Raw genomic sequence first — 26,655 nt, forward strand, 5'->3', positions numbered from 1 at the left:
AACAGGAGTGACTTTGAGATGACTCATCTGAATGAAATAAAGTCTAAAGCAGGTGCAGTAACTTTCCAATCCTCTGACAAAGAGTTGAACGAAGGTTTTGTCTGGGCCAAACAGCAGGCACTAGCATATGCCCATTTTGGTGAAGATGCCGTTGGGCTATGGTATGAGGCAGCATTGCCTGAACGTGAAGCGTTTTGCATTCGTGATGTTATGCATCATAGCAATGGAGCTGCTGTACTGGGGCTTCGACTTCATACTAAGAATATGATCATGCGTTTTGCTGAGAACATTTCGGAATCGCGGGACTGGTGTACATACTGGGAGATCACTAAGGACAATGTGCCTGCCCCAGTTGATTATGATAATGACCAGGACTTCTGGTACAATCTCCCTGCAAACTTCGATATTATCGACACAAGCTGGCGACAATACCAATGGACGGGCGATAACTATTATTTAAACGATAGCAAGCTGCTGGTGTTCTTCGAATTAACATTAAATGAATATACGAAGACTTGGGATAAAGATGGCGATGGTCTATTGGAGTATTATCCGGAGTATGGCCGCAGAGGTTTAGCGACTTTCAATGAAGCTGGACTTCATCCGCTACTCGGCGGTGATATGATCGGTGCACAGATTTCTGGATACCGAGCGTTTGCTCATCTCGCTAGTCTTAGAGGCCAAGCTGGAGAAGCGAAGCAGTATGCCGACAAGGCGAAAGAACTGGAACAGCTTTACGAGAAAGACTGGTGGAATGAAGCAAAAGATCGTTTCTACGGTGCGATGCTGCAAGACCGGTCCTTCGTAACGGACTATCATGCTGAGGGCAACTTTCTTCCACTCTATTACGGTTCGATCAGTAATCAGGAAAAACTGCGTATGGCGCTGGAGGATGTCAAAGTCAATCGTGTAGCCAATGTTGAGGGGAAAACCTATCTGCCGGATATTTTCTATCGGTATGGAGAGAAAGAGGAGGCCTTCAACGAGTTGAAGGAGCTGGTTGACCCTACTCTGGATCGCCGGGATTACCCAGAAGTGTCTTATTGCGTGATTGGTTCCATAGCTACCGGATTGATGGGAATTGCGGCGAATGGAGCATCTTTAATCAGCACACTGCCTGCCCTTGCAAATTCTCTGAAATGGGCGGAGATGGGGGAGATCCCAATTCTCGACCGTACTCTCACGGTTAAACATAATGGCAACACAGAAAGTGTAGTTACGTTACAATCTGGAGAGCCTTTTGTCTGGAGAGCGGCCTTCCCTGGAAATGTTAGTAAGTTATACCATAACGGCACTGCCATCACAGCAAAGCAGGAATTAACTGATGGTAGAGGACTAATTAGCTTTATTACACTTGAAGTAGCTGAAGGTGAGACACACCATGTGTCCGCTGTGCAATAATCGTATCTAGCTAAATAACAAAAGGCCATGCTTCTCATTTTGAGAGCGTGGTCTTTTATGTTAATTTCAAAGGATAAGAATAAGCTCCCATATGTGTAACTATATGATCCCTTATCAGATCATGTATTTTCTGATAGAATACTCTTTGTGCAATAACATGGACAAGCGCTTAATAATAATACAATGAACGATTAAGGGAGAGGTTTATACATGAGAGCAGAAACAACGGGCCGTGTAATGCTTGTAGATGGAATGGCTCTGCTGTTCCGGGCCTTTTATGCGACCTCTTATGGAGGATATATTCGCAAGACAAAAGCTGGATTGCCGACGAATGCGGTGTATGGTTTTTTGCAGTATTTTTTCGATGCGGTAAGCACATTTGAGCCTTCTCACGTCGTATGCTGCTGGGATATGGGCAAAGGAACGTTCCGCACCGAGAAATACGATGGATACAAATCGAATCGGATTGAAGCCCCGTTAGAGCTGATTCCACAGTTCGATCTAGTAAAAGATGTAGTAGCTGAGCTTGGGGTGCCGAATATAGGACTTGCAGGCTATGAAGCGGATGATTGCATTGGTACGCTGGCTTCTTGTTACAGTGAAAACTCTGAGGTATATATTTTGACGGGTGACCATGATATGCTTCAGCTCATTGATGAGAATGTTAAGGTCGTCATTATGAAAAAGGGACGCTCTAACTATAAAGTGTATGACCTTGCAGAATTGCTGGAGGAAAAGGGTCTAACGCCTAGACAGGTGATTGACCTGAAAGGCTTTATGGGCGATACCAGTGATAATTATCCCGGCGTAAAAGGGATTGGTGAGAAAACTGCGCTGAAACTGCTGACCGAATACGGAACAGTTGAAGGTGTAATTGAGAATCTGCATCTGCTCCCTAAAGGTGTTCGTACCAAAATCGAAGCAGATCTGGATATGCTGCATTTATCGCGAGAGCTAGCGGAAATCCGTTGCGATGTACCAGTGGTCTGCGAGCTGACGGAAGCCTTGTGGCAACTACAGCGGGAAACAGCTGCGCGCAAATTTCAGGAGCTAGAGTTCGGCAGCTTGATGCATTTGATTGCTGAGGTGCAGGACGAACGAGGAATTGTACAGATTGAGTTAGGCGATTTGGGTTAAGATCAGACACCCTTCATGCAAAGATGCATGGAGGGTGTTTTGTTAAACTATAAGAACGTATAAGTTTCACACTATACATTATCCTTATCTTTCTCTCTTAAACGCCTTTTGCGTCCTTATAAGGACGCAAAAGGCGTTTATACTTGTTGTGATAGCGCTTCATTCGACGTATAATTAGGGCTGGTGATTGCTTTTTTTATGATATTATTCATTTGTGTATGGGTAGCGTTTCAACTTCTAACTAGAGAAAGGGAGAGAATTGCTGTGAAGCTATTGGGAGCGATTGAAGCAGGCGGAACAAAGTTTGTATGTGGGATTGGTTATGAGGATGGTACCATTGTTGACCGAGTTAGCTTTCCGACAACAACACCGGAAGAAACGATGGGACTAGTAATAGACTATTTTAAAGAGAAGAATGTAGAAGCATTCGGAATCGGATCTTTTGGACCGATTGATCCCGTACTGGACAGCCCTACTTATGGTTACATAACAACGACACCAAAACCTCACTGGGGACAATATAATCTGGTAGGCACAATGGCTGAGCAATTTAACGTTCCGATCGGCTTTGACACGGATGTGAATGGTGCAGCGCTTGCGGAAAGTAAATGGGGAGCGGCTAAAGGTCTGGACAGCTGTCTTTATATTACGGTTGGGACAGGCATTGGAGCAGGAGCGGTTGTTGGCGGCCAGATGGTCCATGGATTGTCACATCCTGAGATGGGACATATTCTAGTTCGTAGACATCCAGAGGATACGTTTGAGGGTTACTGTCCTTATCATGGCGATTGTCTTGAAGGATTAGCCGCAGGTCCGGGGATCGGCAAACGCTGGGGACAACCGGCAGGAGAGCTATCAGTGGACCATCCGGCTTGGGAAATGGAAGCCCACTATCTTGCACATGCACTCATGAACTATGTGCTGATTCTGTCTCCTCAAAAAATCGTAATGGGCGGTGGTGTTATGAAGCAAAGCCACCTGTTCCCGTTAATTCGAACTAAGCTGCAAGAGTTATTGAGCGGATATGTTCAGCATCCATCGCTTAATATTGACATCGATAATTATGTTGTCTCACCAGGTCTTGGAGACAATGCAGGGCTTGCTGGAGCGATTGGATTGGCTACATTAGCTCTAGCTAGAAGCTAGTATAAAAAGACATTGACTGTTCGGTAATATATGGTATTCTAGGATCTAACAGTATAGCATTTAATGAGGGAGCACCTCTTTCGCGTTTATCGTGAGAGAGGTGCTTTTTTGCGTTCGGGGTCGGATTGAGAAAGGATTTGTTCGCTCCGAAGGAGGCTCTTCCCGGAAGGTTATTGTGCTTGCTGTAATGTTGAGAAAGGTAGGGATGAATATGCAAATTGTGTTTATGAACCGTTTATCCAGAATATCTGGAGTGGATCAAGAGGTGTACGCCCAGCTGTGGATTGGAGAGGAAGAGGGGATCTGGAGTTTGGGCTGGCGTGATTTTTCAGGTGGGGAGAATTACATTGAGAATTTGTGGTATGAAGGTGGTTCATGGAATGAGATGCTCTGTGTATACAGGCATGAGCTAGCAGTGAAGATGGGAGATGGCTATCGACCCTTAATCGATGGGATATTCCACGAGGAGGATAGTCTTACTGGGCGTAATCAGGAGCAGCTGAAGCTTCAATATTACAGCGAACATTATGGGAATGAAGCCATTTATGAAGAGTTATGTGCTTGGCGCCGTGGTAAGGCTTCGAGTGAACGGAAGGCGCCCTATATTCTCGCCAGTAATCGTCTGTTGCGCTTGTTAAGTACATTTCTACCGCATACGCCAGAGGAACTGATGCAAATTCCGGGTGTTGGAGAAGGCAAGATAGCGCAGTTTGGGGCTGATTGGCTGGCTATAACTACTGCGGTGGCAAGGGAGCATTCCTTCCCTCTAAATTGGGTGCATGAAGTAATTGAAGAGGAGTCTTTCGTCTCTTGGCTTTATAAACAGAAAGAAGTCAAATATAAGAAGCAGCTAGAACGACTGCGCTTGCGGAGGATTTTGCTACAGGGGATCGAGAATGGGTTGGGCTTGGAACAGCTTAAGGTGAATAGTGGAGTGAACCGGCGTGAACTGATTGAAGCGGTAGAGGAGCTAGAAAGAGAAGGTTATTCCGTCGAGAAGCTGATCCATGTAGAGCTTGGCAATATGCCGCAGAATGAGCAGGATGCGATATGGAATGCCTATGTGGAGCTCGGGGATCTTTTCCTAAAACCGGTGTTACATAAGGTGTATGGTGACGATTTTTCCGCTGCTGAAGGATTGGATATTTATTATGAGCGTCTGCGATTGATACGCATCCGTTTCCGTCGAGAGCAGACGCATAAAGTGGGCATGGCGACCAGCTTTTAAATTTGCGCATACCAAAAAGACGAAGGCTTCCTTATACCTTACGGTTACAGGGCCTTCGTCTTGCTTATTCGTCCGGTTCGTTTCATAGCCATTCCTTCTTGCGGAAAACATAGAGCATCCCACAGCCTAAAGTCAACATAACGCCTATAACGCCATAATAGCCATATTTCGTATGAAGCTCGGGCATATGATCAAAGTTCATACCGTAGATTCCGGTAATTACGGTCAGGGGCATGAATATTGTTGTAATCGCAGTAAATACTCTCATAATTTCATTCGCGCGGTTGGCGATACTGGATTGGTATGCCTCTCGTAAGTTGCCCATGAGATCGCGATACGTCTCAAAGGTTTCAGATATTTTAACCGCATTTTCATAAATGTCGCTAAAATATTTCTGCAGCTGATCATCGATCAGACGGAGGTCTTTTTTATTTAGGGTATTGATCACTTCTTTTTGTGGCCCCAGCATTTTCTTCAACCATAGAATTTCACTTCGCAGACCGATAATTTCACTGAGATGTGACTTCTTGGTATGCATGAGGATATCTTCTTCCAGCTTCTCAATCCGAGCTTCAATTCGGTCGCCGACGGAGAAATAGTTATCAACGACAAGGTCAATTAGCAAGTAAAGGAACATATCCGGTTCACTTACTTCTTGCTCCCAGAGCATAGGCTTCAGGATTCGTAGTTCATTGATCTTTTGTTTCGTGACAGTGATGATGTAATGTCTTCCAAGGAATACATTGAGCGCCCGTAGAAAAATTTCTTCATCGTCAAAGCGGATGCTATTTACAACTATAAAGTAGTGACTTTCGTATATTTCGATCTTTGGACGCTGATCCTCTTCGCTAAGGCAATCCTCAACAGCAAGATCATGTAGGTTGAACAAGGGCTGAAGCAGCTCCAAATCCTCAACATCGGCGTCAATCCAATAGAACCCTTCCGTTGGGGGTGTTAGTGTTTCATCAATTTCATCAATAGGTGTAAAAACCCCTGCATTTACCAGCCGGATTTTCATCTGATTTCACTCCTCCTATCCCCAGGTCTTCACTAGGGACTGCTAAATTAAGCACAGAGAAAAAAATCAGCTTGGCCGGCGGTACAATCAATACATAGGGCCAAATGACGTTTCGAGGGCATGAAGAAGAACTGCTCCCGCCGCCGGCAAGCTGATGATTATCCTGTGTGGTTGCTCATTCTGTACACATATTTGCGAGCTCGGGTCGCCTTCCATCCTTCTTCTCACCTCTTCTTTTCGTTCAGGTATGAAATACTTGTCTAGTATAACAACGGAGTATGCCTCTTTCAAGCAAATTTATTGTGATTTTGAGGCTTCTTCAGCATTGTATGGACTTGACGAAAAGGAGGTTCATGATTTAAAGTGAATTTTAAAGTAATTTAATTGAATACAGCTAAATCTTATCAAGAGCAGGTGGAGGGACTAGCCCTATGAAACCCGGCAACCGGCGTGTAAACGCACGGTGCTAATTCTTGCGGAATTTCTGCAGACGTCTAATCGTCTTCAGGAACATTCTGGCAGATGAGAGAGGCACATATGACTGTAGATATGACCTTTCTCGATTTCCGAGGAAGGTCTTTTTATGTTCAGCAAGCCGCAGTGCGGCAAAATAACTAAATTCAGCTAAGGAGTGGAAAGACAATGCCAATTAAAATTCCCGACAGTTTACCGGCGAAAGAAGTACTATCCGGAGAAAATATTTTTGTGATGGACGAAAGTCAGGCTTTCCATCAGGATATCCGTCCACTACGGATTGCTATTCTGAACCTCATGCCGACTAAAGAGACGACAGAGACTCAATTGCTGCGTTTAATTGGAAATTCGCCACTACAAGTTGATGTTACTTTATTGCATCCGCGTTCCCATATTTCCAAGAATACTTCTGCTGAACATTTGAAGAGCTTTTACAAAACCTTTGACGAGATCAGCCACCGCCGTTTGGATGGTTTAATCGTTACAGGTGCTCCTGTAGAACAAATGGAGTTCGAGGAAGTATCGTATTGGGAAGAACTGAAAGAGATTTTTGAATGGAGCAAGGACAATGTGACTTCAACCATGCATATTTGTTGGGCGGCACAGGCAGGCTTATATCATCATTTTGGTGTTCGTAAAGTGGCATTGCCTGAGAAATGTTTTGGCGTCTTCTCTCATACGATTAATCAAAATAACATTAAACTGTTGCGCGGCTTTGACGAGGTATTCCATGTACCACACTCTCGTCATACCGATGTCTCCCGTGAAGATATTGAGAATAACCCAGATCTGCAGATTCTGGCTGAATCCGAAGAAGCTGGTATGTATCTAGTGGCTACAAACGACGGTAAACAAATATTTGTGACCGGACATTCCGAATATGATCCTCTATCCTTGAAATGGGAATATGACCGTGATGTGTCTAGAGGGATGGAGATGGCTTTGCCGAAACATTACTTCCCTAAAGATGATCCAGAACGTACACCTCCAGCAGTGTGGCGTGCGCATGCCAATTTATTATTCTCTAACTGGCTCAATTACTATGTATATCAAGAAACGCCTTATGATATCGACCCGATTGTTTATTGATAATAGCGCTACAATATAAATTAGGAGGCATTAATCATGGATGACAAACTTAGGATTGAAAGTAGACTGGCTCAAATAGGTTCTCAAGAAGATCCTGCCACAGGAGCAATTAATTTTCCAATTTATAATGCAACGGCATTTCGTCATCCAAAACTCGGTCAAAGCACAGGGTTTGATTATAGCCGCACCAAAAGTCCGACCCGTTCAGTGCTTGAGAATGCAGCTGCGGAACTGGAATCTGGAGATGCAGGATTTGCTTGTAGCTCTGGGATGGCAGCGATACAAACGGTGCTTACCTTGTTCGCTCAAGGCGACCATCTGATCGTTTCGCTGGATCTTTACGGCGGTACCTATCGTTTGTTGGAACGGATTATGTCCAAGTTTGGAATCACTGCTTCTTATGTAGACACGAATGATTTGGATGCACTGGAAGCTTCGCGTCGTCCAAATACGAAAGCTGTATTTATTGAAACGCCAACGAACCCACTTATGATGATCACGGATATTGAAGCCGTATGCACTTGGGCACGTCACCATGGGTTACTTAGCATTGTAGATAATACGCTGCTGACTCCATTCTTCCAACGGCCTATAGAATTAGGTGCGGATATTGTAGTTCATAGCGCTACTAAGTATTTGGGTGGTCATAATGATGTACTGGCAGGCCTGATTGTATCCAAGGGTGTAGAATTATCAGCTGAATTAGCTATTCTACATAACTCTATTGGCGCCGTGCTCGGACCAACAGACAGTTATCAGTTGATGAGAGGCTTGAAGACATTGGCGCTGCGTATGGAGCGTCACGAAAGCAATGCACTAGCGATCGCTCACTACTTATTAGAGCATCCAGCGATTGCGGAAGTGTTCCATCCAGGATTGCCTGATCATCCAGGACATGAAATCCAGAATCGTCAATCTTCAGGCAATACCGGTATTTTTTCTTTCAAATTAAAAGATGCCAGATACGTAGAGCCGCTTCTTCGTCATATTCGTCTTATTGCATTCGCAGAAAGCTTGGGCGGCGTAGAGTCACTTATGACTTATCCGGCTGTACAAACACATGCTGATATTCCTGTGGAGATTCGAAATGCTGTGGGTGTAGATGATCGTTTGCTGCGCTTCTCCGTCGGTATTGAACATGCAGAGGATTTGATTGCTGATCTTGGCCAAGCACTAGAGGCCGCTAGGGCAGAAATTGAGTCCAAGTAACAGGAAGAAATGTTCAATCGAGTGTTAGTGGAGAAATAGAGTATAACTAGCAGTATCGCTTAGTGCGATGCTGCTTTTCTTCTGGATAGGAATTTGCGAAGAATGTAAAAGCATTTTTCAAGCTGTTCAGATTGTGATACGATGAGGAAATGAACTGTTCAATTGTATGAGAAAGGGTTGTCACCTTGAAAAAAGAGACAACATTTTTTCTTCCTGTAATTTTGTGATTCTACCATACCCCTAAGGGTTTAGAAGGAGGATGCGAACGATGAGTGCGATAGATCTTATTTTGGACAAAGCCCTACGGGGTGAACGTCTCCAATTGGAAGATACCATCCGGCTGTTCGAGAGCAACGAAATTGAGAAAATGGGTGCAGCTGCAAACACCATAATGGAACGCTGGCATCCAGACCCGATGGCCACGTTTGTAATTGGTCGTAATATTAACTATACGAATGTATGTGATGTCTACTGCCGTTTCTGCGCATTTTATCGCAGACCGGGCTCTGATGAGGGTTATGTATTGCCGGATGAGACGATTTACCAAAAAATCGCTGAGACTATCGCTGTAAATGGTACAGAAATACTGATGCAAGGCGGTACGAACCCAAATCTTCCTTTCAGCTATTATACCGATATACTTCGCGGAATTAAGCAACGTTTTCCTGAGATTACAATGCATTCCTTCTCTCCTGCTGAGATTATGAAGATGAAAGAAGTATCTGGATTATCGCTCGAGGAAGTTGTGCGTGAAATCCATGCTGCTGGCTTGGATTCACTACCAGGTGGGGGAGCGGAAATTCTCGATGATCGCACACGCCGCAAGATCAGCCGACTTAAAGGCTCATGGCGCGAGTGGATGGACGTAATGCAGACAGCGCATAAGATCGGTATGAATACGACAGCTACGATGGTCATTGGACTTGGTGAGAGTATGGAAGAACGGGCATTACACTTACTTCGTGTGCGTGAGGCTCAGGACGAGTGTATTGCCAACAAGTATGATTCAGAGGGTTTCTTGGCCTTTATCTCTTGGACATTCCAACCGGACAATACTAACCTGAAGCTGGATAGACAAACGCCTGAAGAATATCTGAAGACGGTAGCCATTAGTCGCCTTGTTCTAGACAACATTAAGAACTTCCAGTCCTCTTGGGTAACAATGGGACCAGAGGTCGGCAAGCTTTCCCTTCAATATGGCTGCAACGATTTCGGCAGTACAATGATTGAAGAAAATGTAGTATCTTCTGCGGGCGCGACCTACAAGGTCAATATCGAATCGATTACTCAGCTGATCCGCGAAGCAGGCAAAATCCCGGCACAGCGGAATACACGCTACGATATTCTGCGCGTGTTCGATGATGCTAATGCGAAGATTGATAATGATTTCATCATGCAGAACTAATATATAAATTAAATCAGCGCTTGTTGCTCGTTAATCCGTTTTGTGGATGATTGAGCAGCAAGCGTTTTTTTGTATGGTTAAGATTTCGAAGGTTTATTTTACCTGTGAACATAAATTCATTATTTTATTACATTTTTGTATACACATTATTATCCAAAAGTGATATCATAATCATATCAAAAGAATATCTTATGGGGGTGCTTTTTATGAAGGAGAAGACGCTTCGTCCTGTCAGCGGATTTTGGGTTATCGCATTAATTGCAGTTTGTTTGGCTGGTGGAATCTATGGTGCTGTTCAGGAGTATATTGCAGTACCGGTCATTCTGTTCGTTGTATCAGCAATACTATGTACGAGTATTACGGTTGTACAACCTAATAAGTCGGTTGTAGTCACCTTTTTCGGCAAATATGTAGGGACTATTGCAACGAGTGGACTGTTCGCAGTTATTCCGTTCAGCGTACGTAAGACGGTTTCCCTACGCGTTCGTAACTTTAACAGTGTGAAGCTCAAGGTCAATGATGTTGAAGGTAATCCGATTGAAATTGCTGCAGTTATCGTCTTTAAGGTGATTAACTCCGCTAAAGCCCTCTTTGATGTAGATAAATACATGGCTTTCGTAGAGATTCAGAGTGAAACGGCGCTGCGTCATGTAGCCAGCAAATACCCTTATGATAACTTCAATGAATCTGGGATGTCCTTACGTGCCAATGCAGATGAAATTGCTAAAGAATTAGCGACTGAGCTTCAAGAGCGTTTGTCCTTATCTGGTGTAGAAGTCATTGAAGCCCGGCTTACACATTTAGCTTATTCAACAGAAATCGCCAGCACCATGTTGCAGCGGCAGCAAGCTTCTGCCATTCTGTCTGCTCGTCAAATCATTGTTGAAGGTGCAGTTGGCATGGTCGATATGGCGATTAAACAGCTTAAAGAGAGCGGTGTAGTGGAGCTTGATGAAGAACGTAAAGCGGCCATGATTAATAATCTGATGGTGGCGATCGTGTCGGAGCGCGGAGCGAGTCCGGTCATTAACGCCGGCTCGTTGTATTAAGGCGGTGCATCATGGCGGCCAAGAAAAGCTTTCCATTGCGGATCGATCCGGATCTGCATGAGGCGTTGGAACGTTGGGCGGGAGAGGAATTTCGCAGTGTAAACGGACATATCGAATACTTGCTGCGTGAGTCTTTGAAACGTGCAGGCCGCTTACCTGGGAAACGCCGAGAAGAGTAACCTGTTAAGGACAGTTCTAGCGCTATTTCCTGGCTGCAGAACTGTCCGTGTAGGTGACTGTTTCCGCGGTTTACAAAATTTTGCCCCCTCTACAGACTTGACTGTCAGAGAGGACAGATTTATAATTACTCCATAATTCACGTTAACAGCTTTGACAAAGATATGAATGGATTGTTCTGGACCGTATCAGAGAGAGGGAACATAGGCTGTAATTTCCTCCGGTATCCTACTATCGATTTACCCCTTTGTAGCTGCGGTTATGAATTCTCTGAAATGGGATAGTAAGAACCGCCGGTTCATGGTCGTTATTCCATGCTTACGAAGGATTCTGACTCGACTCTGCTTTAAGAGCAGATTGAGAGAATCGAATTTGGGTGGAACCACGGGTGCAATCGCTCGTCCCTTTGCGGGACGGGCGTTTTTTGTATGCGTGGATATTTCCGTTTCGAAAAATTTAAAATTGTTGTTTGGCTTAAGGAAATGAAGGAGGAAATTAAAATGGTAAGTATTAAACTTCCGGACGGCTCCGTTCGGGAATACGCAGAAGGTAGTAATATTGATGATGTAGCGGCTTCTATTAGTAGTGGACTTCGCAAGAATGCGGTGGCAGGGAAATTGAATGGCATTGTCGTGGATCTGTCCACTCCGCTAGAGGAAGGCGCATTGATAGAAATCGTAACTTTGGATTCACCTGAAGGCTTGGAAGTTATGCGTCACAGTACTGCCCACTTGATGGCGCAAGCTGTAAGACGTTTATATGGAACAAAGGAAGTTAAGCTTGGTGTAGGTCCTGTTATCGAAGATGGCTTCTACTACGATATGGATTTGGAACATCCGCTTAATCCTGAGGATCTGCTAAAGATTGAAAAGGAAATGGATCGCATTATCTCTGAGAACCTTCCAATCGTACGTAAGGAAGTTAGCCGTAAGGAAGCGCTCCAAATATTCGGTGAGCTAGGCGATCCTTACAAACTTGAACTAATTGAAGCATTGCCTGAAGATAGTGTGATTTCGATCTATGAACAAGGCGAATTCTTCGACTTGTGCCGTGGACCACACTTACCGTCGACTTCTAAGATCAAAGTCTTTAAATTGATGAATGTAGCTGGTGCTTACTGGCGCGGCGATAGCAAGAATAAAATGCTTCAACGCGTATACGGTACAGCTTGGATTAAAAAAGCGCAGCTCGATGAGCATCTTCGTCTGCTTGAAGAAGCCAAGAAACGCGATCACCGTAAGCTGGGTAAAGAGCTTGAAATCTTCACATTTAATCAATTAGTAGGCCAAGGCTTGCCGATCTGGCTACCTAAGGGTGCTAAACTGCGCAGTATTCTGGAGCGTTACATTGTGGATCTGGAAGCAAGTCTAGGATACCAGCATGTATATACTCCGGTTCTTGGTAATGTTGAACTATATAAGACTTCTGGACACTGGGAGCACTATCAAGAGGACATGTTCCCTAAAATGACTATTGATAATGAAGAATTTGTTCTCCGCCCAATGAACTGCCCGCATCACATGATGATTTATAAGAGCTCCATGCACAGCTATCGTGATCTGCCGATCCGTATTGCTGAACTGGGTATCCAGCACCGTTATGAAATGTCAGGAGCATTGACTGGCTTGCACCGTGTGCGTTCGATGACTCTTAATGACTCCCATATTTTCTGCCGTCTGGATCAAATTAAAGGCGAGTTCATTCGTGTAATCGAGTTGATTAAACAGGTATACAGTGACTTTGGTATTAATGACTACCGTTTCCGGTTGTCTTATCGTGATCCTAAGGATACTGAGAAATATTACGCTAATGACGAAATGTGGGAAACTGCACAGCGTATGTTGCGTGAAGTTGTAGAAGAAGCTGGTCTGCCATTCTACGAAGCAGAAGGCGAAGCTGCTTTCTACGGTCCTAAGCTGGATGTGCAGATCAAGACTGTACTAGGCAAAGAAGAAACTCTCTCCACTGTACAGATCGACTTCTTGCTGCCTGAACGCTTTGAATTGGAATATATCGGTGACGATGGTCAGAAACACCGTCCAGTTGTTCTACACCGCGGTATTTTAGGTACTATGGAGCGCTTTGTTGCTTTCTTGTTAGAGAACTTTGCAGGATCACTGCCGCTTTGGCTGTCTCCACAGCAGGTTAAAGTTATTCCTGTTTCGACTGCCTTCGACGATTATGCTAAGGAAGTTACAGACAAGCTGCGTCGCCGTGGTATCTCTGCTGAGGCAGATTTGCGTAATGAGAAGCTTGGCTATAAGATCCGTGAAGCTCAGCTGGAGAAGCTACCATACATGTTCGTAGTTGGCGAGAATGAGATGAATGCCGAGACAGTTTCCATCCGTAAGCGTGGAGAAGGCGATATGGGAGCTAAGCCGCTTCAAGAAGTTATTGAGCTGCTGGCTCAGGAAATTGCTGACCGTGTAATCTCCTAATTACTTGTAATAATCAACACCAAAATTACGTCTAATAACGACCTCTGTCATATGCCCGTAAGGATCGAAAATTGATCCTTATGTATAAAATTTTGTGAATCGGGAAACCTTCGCTAATAAGGGGGAGGTTTATCACATGAACAAAATGGGCATATTTCAGAGGTTTTGGTGTCTTTTCGTCACAATAGTCCTACTGTTGACTGCTGCAGGTATCATTCCTGAATCCAAGCATCAAGCAGTTGTGGCCAATGGGACAGAAGACACATTACAGCACACAGATATTAGCAAAACGCTTTCGAACGAATTGCAACATACTCAGGCTAACTCAGGTTCAATGAGAACCAAAGATCAACAAGCTATTCTCACCACTGGCCGTGCTACCTTGTTATCAAACGAGCCATATTCCAGCGTACCGATCGTTCCTGCGACAACAAAAAATAAACCAGTAGCTACAAAGTCACCACAGAGCACTAAAGCTCCAACTACCAAAGGGAGTGGGGGTACAGGCTCTTCAAAATCGCCGAATTCTATTCCCGTAGCTGCGCCAGCTCCTGACCAAATTATTACTTCAATGAAAGTGATGGCGACGGGTTATACTGCGGGTTATGAATCTACAGGTAAAACATCTAAACATCCCGAATACGGAATTACCTATTCAGGTGTTAAAGTACGTAGAGATAAGAACACAGTCTCGACTATTGCTGCTGACCCTAAGGTAATCCCGTTAGGGAGTATACTTTATATACCTGGTTATGGATACGGCATCGTCGCTGATACAGGATCTGCCATTAAAGGGCGAAAGATTGATTTGTATTTTGCTACTACGAAACAGGTGTATAAGGAATGGGGCAAAAAATCAGTTGTAGTTCAGCTCATTAAGCGAGGAAACGGTACATGTACAGAAGTGATGCTGAAGAAGCTTACTCAGGCGATTGAGACTTACAATGCTGTACCACAATCCCTGCTGGAAGAATCCATTTAAGATATAGCGGTTATATTTCAATGAATTTGGTGGATTGAACTTAATTTCACTTGGTCATGCATAATAGTGACATCACCTTGCCATAATACGGACTGGGGCAGAGCAATAGCCTCATCCGAGATGTTCTCTTAGTAAGCATTATCTATGCTGCATAAGGGATAAGGGAGGTGAATTCCGTGGCTAATAATAAAAAGTCTAAAGTTCAAGAAAACTACAAAACACCGAATGAAAAATACAATGCTGAGTTTGCTGTTGAGAATGACGGCACAACTAAGCAAAGTGGAAATACTTCTAAACCAGCTCAGAAACCGCAACAATAATGCGCTACTGAAGCAGAAGACTGCTGAATAAAGAGACTGTCCCAAATCAGTTTATAACTGAGGGACAGTCTTTTTTTTATATTTCATATATAATGAAGTAAATAGAATATTAACCCATTCGTCTCGGTCTAGAGACTGAGTGGAAGTTCCTTCTCTCGCCGCTGTTTATGAGCGCTTACTTCCTGTAGACTAAGGCTATAAGATTGAAGAAGAGAGCGTTCCACTAATTTAAAGGGGAAATGGAATATGAAAAGAAGGTTCACAAGTCAGATTTTTGGCGGCTTGATCCTGATAGGGATTGGAGCCATGTTTCTACTTAGACAGTTGGGTTACACCGATTTCAGCTTAGGGTATTTAATCTCAAATTATTGGCCTGTTATCTTGATCCTCATGGGGATGAAGCGACTCCTGGGTACGGGAGACGAACATCAAAAAGGTGGATCTTCACCTATCGGCGGTTTTTTCTTTCTGGCGATCGGAGTATTCTTCCTTGGACGAAATTTGGACTGGTTCGATATTTCAGCCGGGGATTTTTTCAAAATGTTCATTCCAATCATGCTTATTGGTGGCGGTCTTTATGTGATTTTTAAACCACGAGGTTCAGTACCACCAGTGCCACCTGCGCCACCGTCACCACCTGATTACTTTCCTCCAGGAAAAAGCTCGCTAGATGTGGAGCCGCCAAAACCGCTGGATTCCACGCTAGATGAACAATTCGAGCAGAAATTCGGCAAACCTTCTGGTGGGCGAGAATGGAATATTAATCTGCAAAAAGATGAAGAAGAGGATGAGGACGGAACTGGAGCTTTTAAGTCCACCGCTGAATCACGTTGGCAGGAGAAACAGGAGCGTCATGAGCGCAGACGTCAGGAACGTCACGAGCGTCACGCTAGAAGACATGGGGAATGGCATGAGGAGTTCCATAAGACAGAGAGTAACAACAAGGAGTCAACCAATCGCTCTGCTTTTATCGGGGATGTTCACATGGGTCGCGAGCACTTTCAACTGAAGAACACAAATGTCTCGCAGTTTATAGGTGATACTGTACTGGATCTGACGAACGCGCAAATTGCTTATGGAGAGACGAGGATTAATATCTCCGCTTTTATAGGCGACATCAAGGTGTACATTCCGAATGATATGGATCTTGGAATCTCAGTGAACAGTAGTTCATTTATCGGCGATATGGAAGTTCTGGATCAGTCTCGGAGTGGATTTATGAGCAGTGTTCAATGCAAGACGCCTTATTATAAAGAAGCGGGCAAAAAAGTCCGCATTAACGTAAGTGCTTTTATAGGTGACATTAAAGTTAAAACGGTGGGTTAGATGGGAACAATCTTTAGTAATACCAAATGGTTGTTGTTGTTTTACTTTTTGCTCACTGGAGCCGTAAGCGCGGGGTTGATGTATGCAGGCACTTGCCTTGGGTATATCGAAGTAATGGATTATCGCATGTGGCTGTACTTATGTCTGGGGATCGTGTTGTTCACTGTTGTAATCGGCTATATGGCAGGTCAGCGCATTCAGCGCCGGATTGATCATCTGGATCTAAATATGCTGCAGGTGGCAAAAGGGAATCTGTCCGTACGTATGCCAGAGAGTGATGACCAGTCTTTTGCGAGAGTGTACCATGAATTTAATGTCATGATGGATACGGTTGAGAACAAGATGAAGCTTCTGCAGCGTTTAGGTGAACAAGAAGTTATTGAGAAGGAACAGGCAGCGGAGAGTGCGGTGTTGGAGGAAAGAAGACGTATGGCCCGGGATTTGCATGATACGGTGAGCCAACAGCTTTTTGCCATCCATATGTCGGCTTCTTCGCTGCCTAAAGTGCTGAAGGTTAATGAAGCTCAAGGTCAATTGGTAATGGATCAGTTGATTGCAATGTCACAGATGGCACAAAAGCAGATGAGAGCACTTATTGCACAGTTGCGACCGGTGGAGCTGGAAGGCAGGAATCTCTTCGAAGCACTGGAAAAATGGTTCCCAGATTATTGCCGCCAGAACGGCTTAAAAGGAATGAAGGAGCTTGAGCTGCAAGGAGAATTATCTGAGGCTATTGAACATCAGTTATTCTTGATTATCCAGGAGGCTATGGCGAATATTGTCAAGCATGCTGAAGCTAGACTGGTCAGTTTATCACTGCGTGAAGGGTCAAGACAGGTTGTGCTGAGTATTAGCGACGACGGTCAAGGTTTTGAACATATACAGCAAAAACAGGGATCATACGGTCTTACCACCATGCGCGAACGTGCGGAGAAACTGGGTGGACAAGTGGAGATTATCAGCCGAAAGGGTGCGGGAACGACCATACGCGTACATATCCCTAAGTTTGTGCAAGGGAACTCTGAGTTAGAGGAAAAAAGAGCATTAGGAACAGATACAGAGGACGAGGAGGAATAGAGCATGAGCGTCATAAGAGTGTTGCTCGTGGATGATCATGATATGGTGCGGATGGGTCTTAAAACATATCTGATGCTGGAGCCGACGTTTGAGGTTATAGGAGAAGCAGCAAATGGACAGGAAGCGCTGGAGATGCTGCGTGCTGGCGGACATGAAGGCTTACCCGATCTCGTGCTAATGGATCTGATGATGCCTGTGATGAATGGTGTGGAGACTACTCGTGCAGTGCTATCGGAATTTTCTGGTCTCAAAATCGTTATCTTGACCAGCTTCTTAGAGGATGACCTCGTCGTGGACGCTATAGAAGCTGGAGCAGTCAGCTATGTGCTCAAAACCGTATCGGCAGAGGAACTGATCTACGCACTGCAAGGCGCATTTCGCGGTATGCCAGTTATGACTGGTGATGTATCGCAAGCGTTGACACGTGGCATTCGCCAGCGTACAGTGCAAGGTGATTCCTCCGGCTTGACGGAGCGTGAGAAGGAGGTCTTACTGCTCATTGCTGAGGGCAAGACCAATAAGGATATCGGCGAGGAACTACATATCAGCATCAAGACAGTGAAGACGCATGTCAGTAACCTACTGATGAAATGCGAGCTAGATGATCGAACCCAGTTGGCTATTTATGCTCATCGGAAGGGTTGGGCTCAGGGTTAGGTTTGTTGTTCAAGATGATTTGGAGTAGTTTATGGGGGCTTAAAAGTAAGTTATAGGGAAAACTTCCCTTTAAATCTTGATTTCTTGTGGTTTTTGGTTAATTATAATCGTTGTTTGTTCCTTGTTCTTGGACTTCGTTCATGGACGTCGTTCTAGGGTTTTGTTCTAGGTTGTATGTTGGAAGTTCGGGCCGCGTTGTTTTCTGCGCCCGAGCTTCTTTTTTACATACCTGCCTAGGGATTGGGTATCAGAGCGAAAAGTTTACGTCCGTCCTTGAAATCATGTTCCACTTGCAGGGTCAATTCATAGGAACATGATTTCAACAGCGGTGTAGCCTGAAACCCAGTCCTGACCAACAGCGTGCGCCTTTTGAACCAAATCCCGTCTATTTGCCTATATCTTTTATCTCCGCTTAAATTGTTTTTAATGTGACCTTAAGGTTTAAAGTACAAAATAAGAAACAAGAAAACAAATTAATCCTTGTCAGGCGACAGGATGCAGGAGGTAAATAAACATGGACGATAACAAAAACAACTTTAATCGAGACAATGGACCAGCACCAGATCGGGATTGGGACAATAATAACCATAATAGCAATAATAATCAGTCATCCGAATCCGGATCATCATACTACTATTCTTATGGACCATTTAAATCATTGAACAAAGATGAAAGTAACGTAGACGGAAGTGCTCAGCATTACAACCGGATGGAGCCGGAGCGGGTCGAGATTACACCTCCACAGCCTGTAAAACAACTCCCATATAACAGTTCATATCGCAGTACAGGCTTCGATGGTAATGGCGGTGGACGTGGAGGAAACGGCGGAGGTGGTTCTGAAGGTGGCGGTGGCTGGCAGTTTAATAAAAAGCCAAAAAGCTCAGTGAAAACTATATTTGTTTCCTTCTTAGCGGGTATGGTCGTTCTCTCAGGTTCTATGTTCATGGCAGATCGAGGCAACTGGTTCACAGGGGATGCAACAACCATTGCAAGCTCAGGATCGAATGGAACGGCGAAGACGACGAATGAGAGTGCTAGTACTACACCTAATACTACCACTACATCATTGGTGAAAGGATCTCGTGATGTGACTGGCGTAGTTGATGCGGTTGGACCAGCAGTAGTCAAGATTGAGACGCTAGTGAAATCCGGTTCACGTAATGGAAGTTCATCCAGTCCGAATTTGAGTGATCCGTTCTCTCAATTTTTCTTCGGGGATCAATACGGTGGAAGTGGTTCTTCACAAAATGAGCAGGACTCGAAGTCAGGTTCAAATTCTTCATCGCAGCTCATCCCTTATGGAATTGGAACAGGCTTCATTTATGAGAAATCCGGATATATTTTGACCAATCAGCACGTCATTGAAAATGCCGATGTTATCCAAGTTACAGTGGATGGCGTGACCAAACCATACGAAGCGAAATTGCTAGGTTCTAGCAAAGATCTGGATTTGGCAGTACTGAAGATTGAAGGAGATACTGATTTTCCTACAGTTGCTCTGGGAGATTCGGATAGCTTGAAAGTAGGCTCAGAAGTGGTTGCTATCGGTAACCCGCAAGGCTTCGACCATACAGTAACCTCTGGTGTTCTTAGTGCAAAAGGACGCAGCATCGATATCAACGAAGAAGACGGTAGTGGAACACGCAACTACAAAAACCTGCTGCAAACGGATGCTTCTATCAACCCTGGTAACTCCGGTGGTCCGTTGCTCAATATGAATGGACAGGTAATTGGTATGAACGTAGCTGTTAGCACAGATTCCCAAGGTATAGGTTTTGCTATCGCTGTGAATACGATTAAAGAAGTCGTAGATAAACTCGAAGCGAACCAAGCGATTCCAAAAGAACCCGTACCATTCATTGGTGCAACGCTTATGACGATTACAGATGAAGTAGCTAAGCAAATGGGCACGGATATTAAAGAAGGTTCTGTAGTTGCAGACATTATCTTTAAATCGCCAGCGTATGCCGCTGACTTGCGCCCTTACGATATCATTACAGGTGCAAATGGAACAAAATATGCAACAAACCAAGATCTGATCGCTTTCATTCAAACGTTAAAAGTCGGTGACAAAGTAACGCTGAATGTGGTGCGCGATGGTAAAAACATGGATCTTTCCGTAACAATCGGCAACAAAAATGATTTTGATACGACTACTGGGCAAAGTCAGCAGCAATAACACCGGACGGTGAATAACGCGGAAGGGGCAACCCTTCCGTTTTTTGTCTAAACATGGTGTGACTGCTACAATATAAATAAATAGAAATGAACAATGGGGGCTGCTTGATGCGACCGAATATTCTTATTATTGATGATGATGAAAAAATTATCTCCATGCTGCGCCGGGGGTTAGCTTTTGAAGGTTACGATGTAAAGACAGCGGTGAATGGAGCGGATGGTTTACGAGCAATCCTAAGCAGCGATCCGGATGTGGTGATTTTGGATGTTATGATGCCACAGGTAGACGGATTTGAAGTCTGTCGTCGTTTGCGTGAAGGAGGCAGTAATGTGCCTGTTCTAATGCTTACGGCCAAGGATGAAATTGAGCATCGTGTGAAAGGGCTTGATCTGGGTGCGGACGATTATCTAGTTAAACCATTTGCGCTGGAAGAATTACTTGCACGTGTACGAGCGTTACTACGGCGTAAGAGTGAGCAAAATGGCGGCAGTGAGCAAGCGGTTACTTACGAGGATATTACCTTGGATGTGGATTCACGTGAAGTGACACGCGCCGGCAAGAGACTGGAGCTGACAGCGAAGGAATTTGAGCTGCTACATCTCTTTATGCAGAATCCGAAACGGGTGCTTTCGCGGGATCTGATCATGGATAAAATATGGGGTTATGATTACAGCGGTGAATCTAATGTACTTGAGGTATACATAGCTATGCTACGCCAAAAGACGGAGGAGCATGGCGGTAAACGCCTCATTCAAACGATCCGGGGTGCCGGTTACATTCTAAGAGGTGACAACTAACATGTCTATAAGATTGCGGCTGACTGCTTGGTATTCAGGGATTTTGGCCGTTATGCTGCTGGCCTTATCAGCCGCAATTTACGGTTTTGTCTATTTTAATACGTATGGGGACTTGAAGGATCGTCTGAAAGTGCAATCTGAGCAAACGAAACTTTTATTTAGCGTTGATCGCTATAATGGTGAGCTGAAACTTGGCGGAGTCGGTCCTGAAAACTCCAATTTATATACGCAAATTTATACTTATGGCAGCAAAAGCTTGTCACAATCGACCAATATGATTAACTTTGGCCTACGGTTTGATTATCCTGCTAAAGATAAAATTGCAAAAGGATTTCGTAATGTTGTTGTGGACGGCAATCAGTTTTTGATCTACGAGATGCCTATCGAACTAGAACATTATAATAATAATCCAGTGGCTGTATTACAAGTCGCTGCCTATGTGAATGAGCAGAATAAGCTCTTGGAGCGTTTGAAAAATATATTGCTTGTCGGTTCTTTTGCTACCTTGATCGCGGCATTTACCTTTGGTTTATTCCTGGCCCGTAAAGCGATGAGTCCTATTGGAAAGGTGATTGAAGCTGCAAACGGTATCCAGACTGGGACAGATCTAAGCTCCCGAATTGAATATGATGGACCTCCGGACGAAATAGGTCGTCTAATTGAGACTGTCAATAACATGCTTGGGCGTATGGAAGGATTCTACACAGAGCTTGAGGATTCGTATGCGGCTCAGCGTCGTTTCGTATCGGATGCTTCACATGAGCTGCGGACACCACTCACAACCATTCGTGGGAATATCGATCTGCTGCAAAAAGTATGGGAGCTGGAGCCGGGCCAAGGGAAGATGAGCGAGGCTGAAATTCGCCAGCTCTCGATGGAATCGGTGAAGGATATCGCGGACGAGTCTAAGCGAATGAGCCGACTTGTAGCAGATATGCTCTCGCTCGCTCGTGCTGATACAGGGCGAACCTTCGAGATAGAGCCGGTGGCACTGGAACCAATGATGACTGAGATCGCGCGTAGGGCATCCTTCCTGCCTCGTCAAGCGGAGTGGGTTACAGGGGATATGTCCGTCTTAAATGGAAAATATGTTGTGGGTAATAAGGATTATTTACAACAAATGTTATTTATTTTTATTGATAATGCTTTTAAATACACGCCTTCTGGCGAGGTAAGTTTAGATACGATTTTCTATCAGAATCAGGTTGGTATTCGGATCACCGATACGGGGATAGGTATGGATAAAGATGAGGTTCCATATATTTTCGACCGTTTCTATCGTGCAGATGAATCACGTGGAATTACAGAAGGAATTGGGCTTGGTTTATCCATTGCTAAATGGATTATTGACGAGCATGGTGGGTCTGTGGAAGTTGTTACACGCCAAGGCGAAGGAACTACTTTTGTGATCTGGTTGCCGCTTCTCTTTGCTCCGCCGCTGGAATAGGGTATAATTTAAAGTGTGTCCTATTACAGAAGTCAACGAAAGCAGAAAGTTGGTGAAGTCATGGAAGTCATTAAAATTTCTCCCCGGGGATATTGTTACGGAGTAGTCGATGCTATGGTAATGGCACGGCAGGCTGCGCAAAATCTCGATCTTCCCCGGCCGATTTATATACTGGGCATGATTGTTCATAATAGTCATGTTACGAATTCGTTTGAGGACGATGGCATTATTACCTTGGACGGTCATAATCGTCTGGATATTCTCGATAAAGTAGACAGTGGAACCGTTATATTCACTGCTCACGGAGTTTCACCTGAGGTACGCAAGATGGCTAGGGATAAAGGATTGACTACGGTCGATGCTACCTGTCCTGATGTGACAAAGACGCATGATCTCATTCAGGAGAAAGTCGATGACGGTTATGAGGTTATTTATATCGGCAAGAAAGGCCATCCGGAACCGGAAGGTGCTGTCGGCATTGCGCCAGAGCATGTGCATTTAATTGAAAAAGAAGATGAGATTGCAACTCTATCCATTCCTTCTTCACGGATTGTAATTACGAATCAGACCACTATGAGCCAGTGGGACATTAAAAATATTATGAAAAAGCTACTAGAGACCTTCCCAGGTGCTGAAGTGCATAATGAGATATGTATGGCTACTCAGGTGCGTCAAGAGGCTGTAGCGGAACAGGCGGGTCAATGCGATCTAGTGATTGTCGTTGGCGATCCACGAAGCAACAACTCTAATCGTCTGGCACAGGTGTCGGAAGAGATCGCAGGTGTTCCTGCTCATCGGATTTCTGATATCTCAGAACTAAACACCGACTGGCTGAAGGGTGTAAATATTGTGGGGGTTACCTCTGGCGCGTCTACACCTACACCAATTACCAAAGAAGTTATTAATTATTTGGAGCAGTATGATTCCGAGAATCCCGAGACATGGGAGATCAAACGTACTGTGAATATGGCGAAATTACTTCCTCCGGTTAAGAATAAGAGCGCAAGTACTACTTAAGCGCTGTAAGCGAACTTATATATTTGTGTTAGGACAAAAGCGCGTAACCTCGTCTATCGAGGTTACGCGCTTTTCTATTTAGAAAAAGCGGTTTCATCTTATAAATCAGGAAATAGGATTGACGGTAAAGGATTTTTAGAGTAAAATCGCTTTATCGGTTAAAAGCATAAAAGCTTAAAAGCTTAAAAGCTTACACGCGTCGTAGTGTGAGTGTGTTGAGCGAAATTATTATAAATTTTAAGTGTAGAGAGGAAGTTATTAAAATGATCGTCATTACATCCAATCAAACGCCAGAAGAGCAGGTTAAAGATATTATTGCAGTTATCGAAAAAGAGGGTCTGCAGGTACATCTCTCTAAAGGTGCAGATCACACTGTTATCGGTTTAGTAGGAAGTGTCACTCCTAAGCTTGCAGAGCATTTGCGGCAAATGAAGGGTGTGGAGAACGTCGTAAAGATCTCCAAGTCTTATAAGCTAGCTAGCCGTGATTTTCATCCAGAGGATTCCATTATCGATATCAAGGGTGTGAAGATTGGTGGAGAGAATCTGGTGATTATGGGCGGACCATGCGCCGTTGAGTCTCCAGAGCAGATTGATGAGATTGCCCGTCTGGTTAAAGCTTCAGGTGCTCAGGTACTGCGTGGAGGCGCGTTTAAGCCCCGTACAGGTCCATACAGCTTCCAAGGCGTAGGTGTAGAAGGTTTGACTATGATGGCTGAAGCAGGAAAGCGTCATGGCCTATTAACCATTACAGAGGTTATGACACCAGAGTATGTGGATATTTGTGCAGAGCATGCTGACATCCTCCAGGTCGGTACACGGAACATGCAGAACTTTGATTTATTGCGCAAGCTGGGTACTTGTGGAAGACCTGTCCTTCTGAAACGCGGCTTCAGTGCAACCTATGATGAATTGCTCAATGCAGCGGAGTACATTCTGGCAGGCGGAAATAAGGATGTAATGCTCTGTGAGCGTGGTATTCGTACATTTGAGACTTACACACGCAATACGCTGGATCTATCGGCTATTCCGGTTCTACAAAGCTTAAGCCACCTTCCGGTAATCTCTGACCCAAGTCACGGCACTGGACGTCGTGAGTTAGTTGAACCTATGGCTAAAGCTTCGGTTGCAGCTGGTGCAAATGGTCTAATCATCGAAATGCACACAGATCCGGACAATTCTATGACAGGTGACGGTGTTCAATCGTTATTCCCTGAGCAGTTCGATAATCTGCTTAAGGATCTAGAAAAGCTTGCTCCGATTGTTGGACGTAAGTTTTCAACTTCGCCAGAAACCGTTTCGGCGCTATAATTTTTAAGAATATAACAACCTTGGAAGTCCTCTAAACCCGCGGTACAGCGGGATAGTAGGGCTTCTTTGCTATTGGATAAGTTAGAAATGTTATGAATATTAGCGAAAATAATGGATTTCACGAAAGCGTTAGAATATCTTACATTGCTGAAAGAAATACCTGACATAAGCATTGACGATGTTAGGTATGAGATTTATAATGACGACAGCAAATAAAAATGAAACAAGAACATTTGCATACTGTGAGGGGCTTAATGTTCGGAACTTGGGGGAGGAAAAATTCATGTCGGTTGAAAAAGTGTTGCAAACAATTAAAGAAAATAATATCGAGTGGGTAGATTTTCGATTCGTAGATTTAGGTGGCCGTGCTCACCACATTTCTCTGCCTGCTTCTGAAGTGGAAGATGAAACTTTTGTAAATGGGGTAGCATTCGACGGTTCTTCCATCAAAGGATTCCGTGGTATTGAAGAATCAGACATGGTTATGATGCCTGATCCGAACAGTGTGTTCATTGATCCGTTTACAGCTCATCCAACGCTGAACGTTATGTGCGACATTTTCACTCCTGATGGTGAACGCTATGAGCGCGATCCTCGCGGTATTGCTGTGAAAGCAGAAGAATTCCTTCAGAAGAGCGGAGTTGGAACATCAGCATTCTTCGCACCTGAGTCTGAATTTTTTATCTTTGATGATGTTCGTTACGAGAGCGGTATGAACAGCTCCTCATTCTTCGTAGACTCTGAAGAAGCGGCTTGGAATACGGGTCGTAAAGAAGAGGGCGGCAATCTTGCATTTAAAGTTGGCGTTAAAGGTGGATATGTACCTGTAGCACCTGTGGATTCCCAACAGGATATCCGTAGTGAAATGTGTCGTCTGCTTGCTGAAGTGGGACTGCGCATTGAGCGTCATCACCACGAAGTAGCAACTGCAGGCCAAGCGGAAATTAACTTCCGTTTTGATACCTTAAAGAAAACTGCTGATAATCTCATGACTTATAAATATATTGTACAAAACACTGCACGTCAGTACGGCAAAGTAGCAACCTTCATGCCAAAACCACTGTTTGGCGATAATGGCAGCGGAATGCACGTACACCAATCGATCTTTGACGGAGACACTCCTTTGTTTTACGAAAAAGGCGCTTATGCTAACTTGAGCGAAATGGCTCTTCACTACATCGGCGGTATTTTGTATCATGCACCAGCTTTGATCGCTTTGACTAACCCAAGCACCAACTCCTTTAAACGTTTGGTTCCTGGTTACGAAGCACCGGTTAACTTGGTATACTCCAAAGGAAATCGTTCTGCAGCAGTTCGTATTCCAGTAGCAGCTGTGACACCGAAGGGCTGTCGTATCGAGTTCCGTACACCGGACTCCACCGCTAACCCTTACCTGGCATTCTCCGCAATGCTGATGGCAGGTCTGGACGGAATCAAAAACAAGATCAACCCACAAGAACTGGGTTACGGTCCTCTGGATAAGAACATCTACGAATTGTCCGATGCAGACAAAGAAAAGATTCGCAGCGTTCCAGGTAGCCTGAGCGAAGCACTTGATTCTTTGGAAGCTGATTACGAATTCCTTACAGAAGGCGACGTATTTACTAAGGACTTCATTGATAACTATATTGCTCTGAAACGTTCCGAGGCTCAAGAGGTTGCGATTCGTGTTCATCCACATGAATATTCTCTGTACTTCGATCTGTAAGATTGCTCAAATCATATAAAGCTTTAACAAATAAAGGTGTTCCTAAGTCATGGAAATGACTTAG

Annotated in this window: 22 protein-coding genes and 1 riboswitch; of the genes, 21 read left to right on the top strand and 1 reads right to left on the bottom strand. The window is 44.4% G+C overall.

All coding sequences use genetic code 11. From position 1 onward, the window contains the following. Positions 1-18: 18 nt before the first annotated feature. The 4 genes from MKY99_RS08145 (at position 19) to MKY99_RS08160 (ending at position 4,912) form a co-directional block, all read left to right on the top strand. A complete protein-coding gene (locus MKY99_RS08145; RefSeq protein WP_339269809.1) occupies positions 19-1,401 on the top strand; it encodes a hypothetical protein in 1,383 nt (460 codons plus the stop codon). A gap of 210 nt (positions 1,402-1,611) precedes the next feature. After that, positions 1,612-2,538 (top strand): 5'-3' exonuclease H3TH domain-containing protein, encoded by a 927-nt coding sequence (locus tag MKY99_RS08150; protein WP_042186207.1) that lies wholly within the window; start codon positions 1,612-1,614, stop codon positions 2,536-2,538. Between the two features lie 264 nt (positions 2,539-2,802). After that, positions 2,803-3,684: an ROK family protein gene (locus MKY99_RS08155; RefSeq protein WP_339269811.1), complete on the top strand. Its 882-nt coding sequence runs from the start codon at positions 2,803-2,805 to the stop codon at positions 3,682-3,684. Between the two features lie 211 nt (positions 3,685-3,895). After that, positions 3,896-4,912 (top strand): HRDC domain-containing protein, encoded by a 1,017-nt coding sequence (locus MKY99_RS08160; protein WP_339271550.1) that lies wholly within the window; start codon positions 3,896-3,898, stop codon positions 4,910-4,912. 82 nt (positions 4,913-4,994) lie between these two features. Here MKY99_RS08160 and corA read toward each other — a convergent pair whose 3' ends face one another. Further along, a complete protein-coding gene (gene corA, locus MKY99_RS08165; protein ID WP_042125638.1) occupies positions 4,995-5,930 on the bottom strand; it encodes a magnesium/cobalt transporter CorA in 936 nt (311 codons plus the stop codon). 398 nt (positions 5,931-6,328) lie between these two features. Further along, a riboswitch (SAM riboswitch) is annotated at positions 6,329-6,459 on the top strand. 113 nt (positions 6,460-6,572) lie between these two features. Here corA and metA point away from each other — a divergent pair. From metA to glnA, 17 genes are all read left to right on the top strand, one after another. Next, positions 6,573-7,493: a homoserine O-succinyltransferase gene (gene metA, locus MKY99_RS08170; RefSeq protein WP_339269813.1), complete on the top strand. Its 921-nt coding sequence runs from the start codon at positions 6,573-6,575 to the stop codon at positions 7,491-7,493. A gap of 36 nt (positions 7,494-7,529) precedes the next feature. Continuing rightward, positions 7,530-8,702, top strand: a complete 1,173-nt coding sequence (locus MKY99_RS08175) for an aminotransferase class I/II-fold pyridoxal phosphate-dependent enzyme (protein WP_076284218.1) — start codon at positions 7,530-7,532, stop codon at positions 8,700-8,702. 268 nt (positions 8,703-8,970) lie between these two features. Next, on the top strand, positions 8,971-10,107 hold the full coding sequence (gene mqnC, locus MKY99_RS08180) for a cyclic dehypoxanthinyl futalosine synthase (protein WP_042125644.1): 1,137 nt from the start codon (positions 8,971-8,973) through the stop codon (positions 10,105-10,107). A 206-nt stretch (positions 10,108-10,313) separates the two neighbouring features. Next, the gene (locus MKY99_RS08185) at positions 10,314-11,156 is read left to right on the top strand and encodes an SPFH domain-containing protein (RefSeq protein ID WP_042186213.1); all 843 of its coding nucleotides are present in this window, start codon (positions 10,314-10,316) and stop codon (positions 11,154-11,156) included. Positions 11,157-11,167: 11 nt separating this feature from the next. Continuing rightward, positions 11,168-11,335 (top strand): toxin-antitoxin system HicB family antitoxin, encoded by a 168-nt coding sequence (locus MKY99_RS08190; RefSeq protein WP_042186214.1) that lies wholly within the window; start codon positions 11,168-11,170, stop codon positions 11,333-11,335. A gap of 498 nt (positions 11,336-11,833) precedes the next feature. Continuing rightward, positions 11,834-13,771: a threonine--tRNA ligase gene (gene thrS / locus MKY99_RS08195; RefSeq protein WP_076300071.1), complete on the top strand. Its 1,938-nt coding sequence runs from the start codon at positions 11,834-11,836 to the stop codon at positions 13,769-13,771. 136 nt (positions 13,772-13,907) lie between these two features. Further along, positions 13,908-14,753, top strand: coding sequence for a 3D domain-containing protein (locus MKY99_RS08200; protein WP_256716342.1), 846 nt, complete (start codon positions 13,908-13,910; stop codon positions 14,751-14,753). 176 nt (positions 14,754-14,929) lie between these two features. After that, on the top strand, positions 14,930-15,073 hold the full coding sequence (locus MKY99_RS08205; protein ID WP_156114753.1) for a hypothetical protein: 144 nt from the start codon (positions 14,930-14,932) through the stop codon (positions 15,071-15,073). 246 nt (positions 15,074-15,319) lie between these two features. Next, positions 15,320-16,399: a cell wall-active antibiotics response protein LiaF gene (gene liaF, locus MKY99_RS08210; protein ID WP_339269817.1), complete on the top strand. Its 1,080-nt coding sequence runs from the start codon at positions 15,320-15,322 to the stop codon at positions 16,397-16,399. After that, entirely contained in the window at positions 16,400-17,476 is a 1,077-nt protein-coding gene (locus MKY99_RS08215) for a sensor histidine kinase (protein ID WP_339269819.1), read from the top strand. A 3-nt stretch (positions 17,477-17,479) separates the two neighbouring features. Then, positions 17,480-18,133, top strand: coding sequence for a response regulator transcription factor (locus tag MKY99_RS08220; protein WP_339269821.1), 654 nt, complete (start codon positions 17,480-17,482; stop codon positions 18,131-18,133). A gap of 514 nt (positions 18,134-18,647) precedes the next feature. Next, positions 18,648-20,312, top strand: coding sequence for a trypsin-like peptidase domain-containing protein (locus MKY99_RS08225; RefSeq protein ID WP_149645836.1), 1,665 nt, complete (start codon positions 18,648-18,650; stop codon positions 20,310-20,312). A 107-nt stretch (positions 20,313-20,419) separates the two neighbouring features. Next, positions 20,420-21,109, top strand: a complete 690-nt coding sequence (locus MKY99_RS08230; protein WP_094870519.1) for a response regulator transcription factor — start codon at positions 20,420-20,422, stop codon at positions 21,107-21,109. Position 21,110: 1 nt separating this feature from the next. Then, positions 21,111-22,556, top strand: a complete 1,446-nt coding sequence (locus MKY99_RS08235) for a HAMP domain-containing sensor histidine kinase (RefSeq protein WP_339269825.1) — start codon at positions 21,111-21,113, stop codon at positions 22,554-22,556. Between the two features lie 60 nt (positions 22,557-22,616). Beyond that, complete coding sequence (locus tag MKY99_RS08240; protein WP_149645838.1) at positions 22,617-23,573, top strand: 4-hydroxy-3-methylbut-2-enyl diphosphate reductase; 957 nt, start codon at positions 22,617-22,619, stop codon at positions 23,571-23,573. A gap of 263 nt (positions 23,574-23,836) precedes the next feature. Then, complete coding sequence (gene aroF, locus MKY99_RS08245; RefSeq protein ID WP_339269827.1) at positions 23,837-24,883, top strand: 3-deoxy-7-phosphoheptulonate synthase; 1,047 nt, start codon at positions 23,837-23,839, stop codon at positions 24,881-24,883. A gap of 283 nt (positions 24,884-25,166) precedes the next feature. Then, positions 25,167-26,591, top strand: a complete 1,425-nt coding sequence (glnA, locus tag MKY99_RS08250; RefSeq protein WP_042186233.1) for a type I glutamate--ammonia ligase — start codon at positions 25,167-25,169, stop codon at positions 26,589-26,591. The last annotated feature ends 64 nt before the right edge of the window (positions 26,592-26,655 follow it).

The sequence above is a fragment of the Paenibacillus sp. FSL R5-0470 genome, from assembly GCF_037975205.1.
GTDB lineage: Bacteria > Bacillota > Bacilli > Paenibacillales > Paenibacillaceae > Paenibacillus_AQ.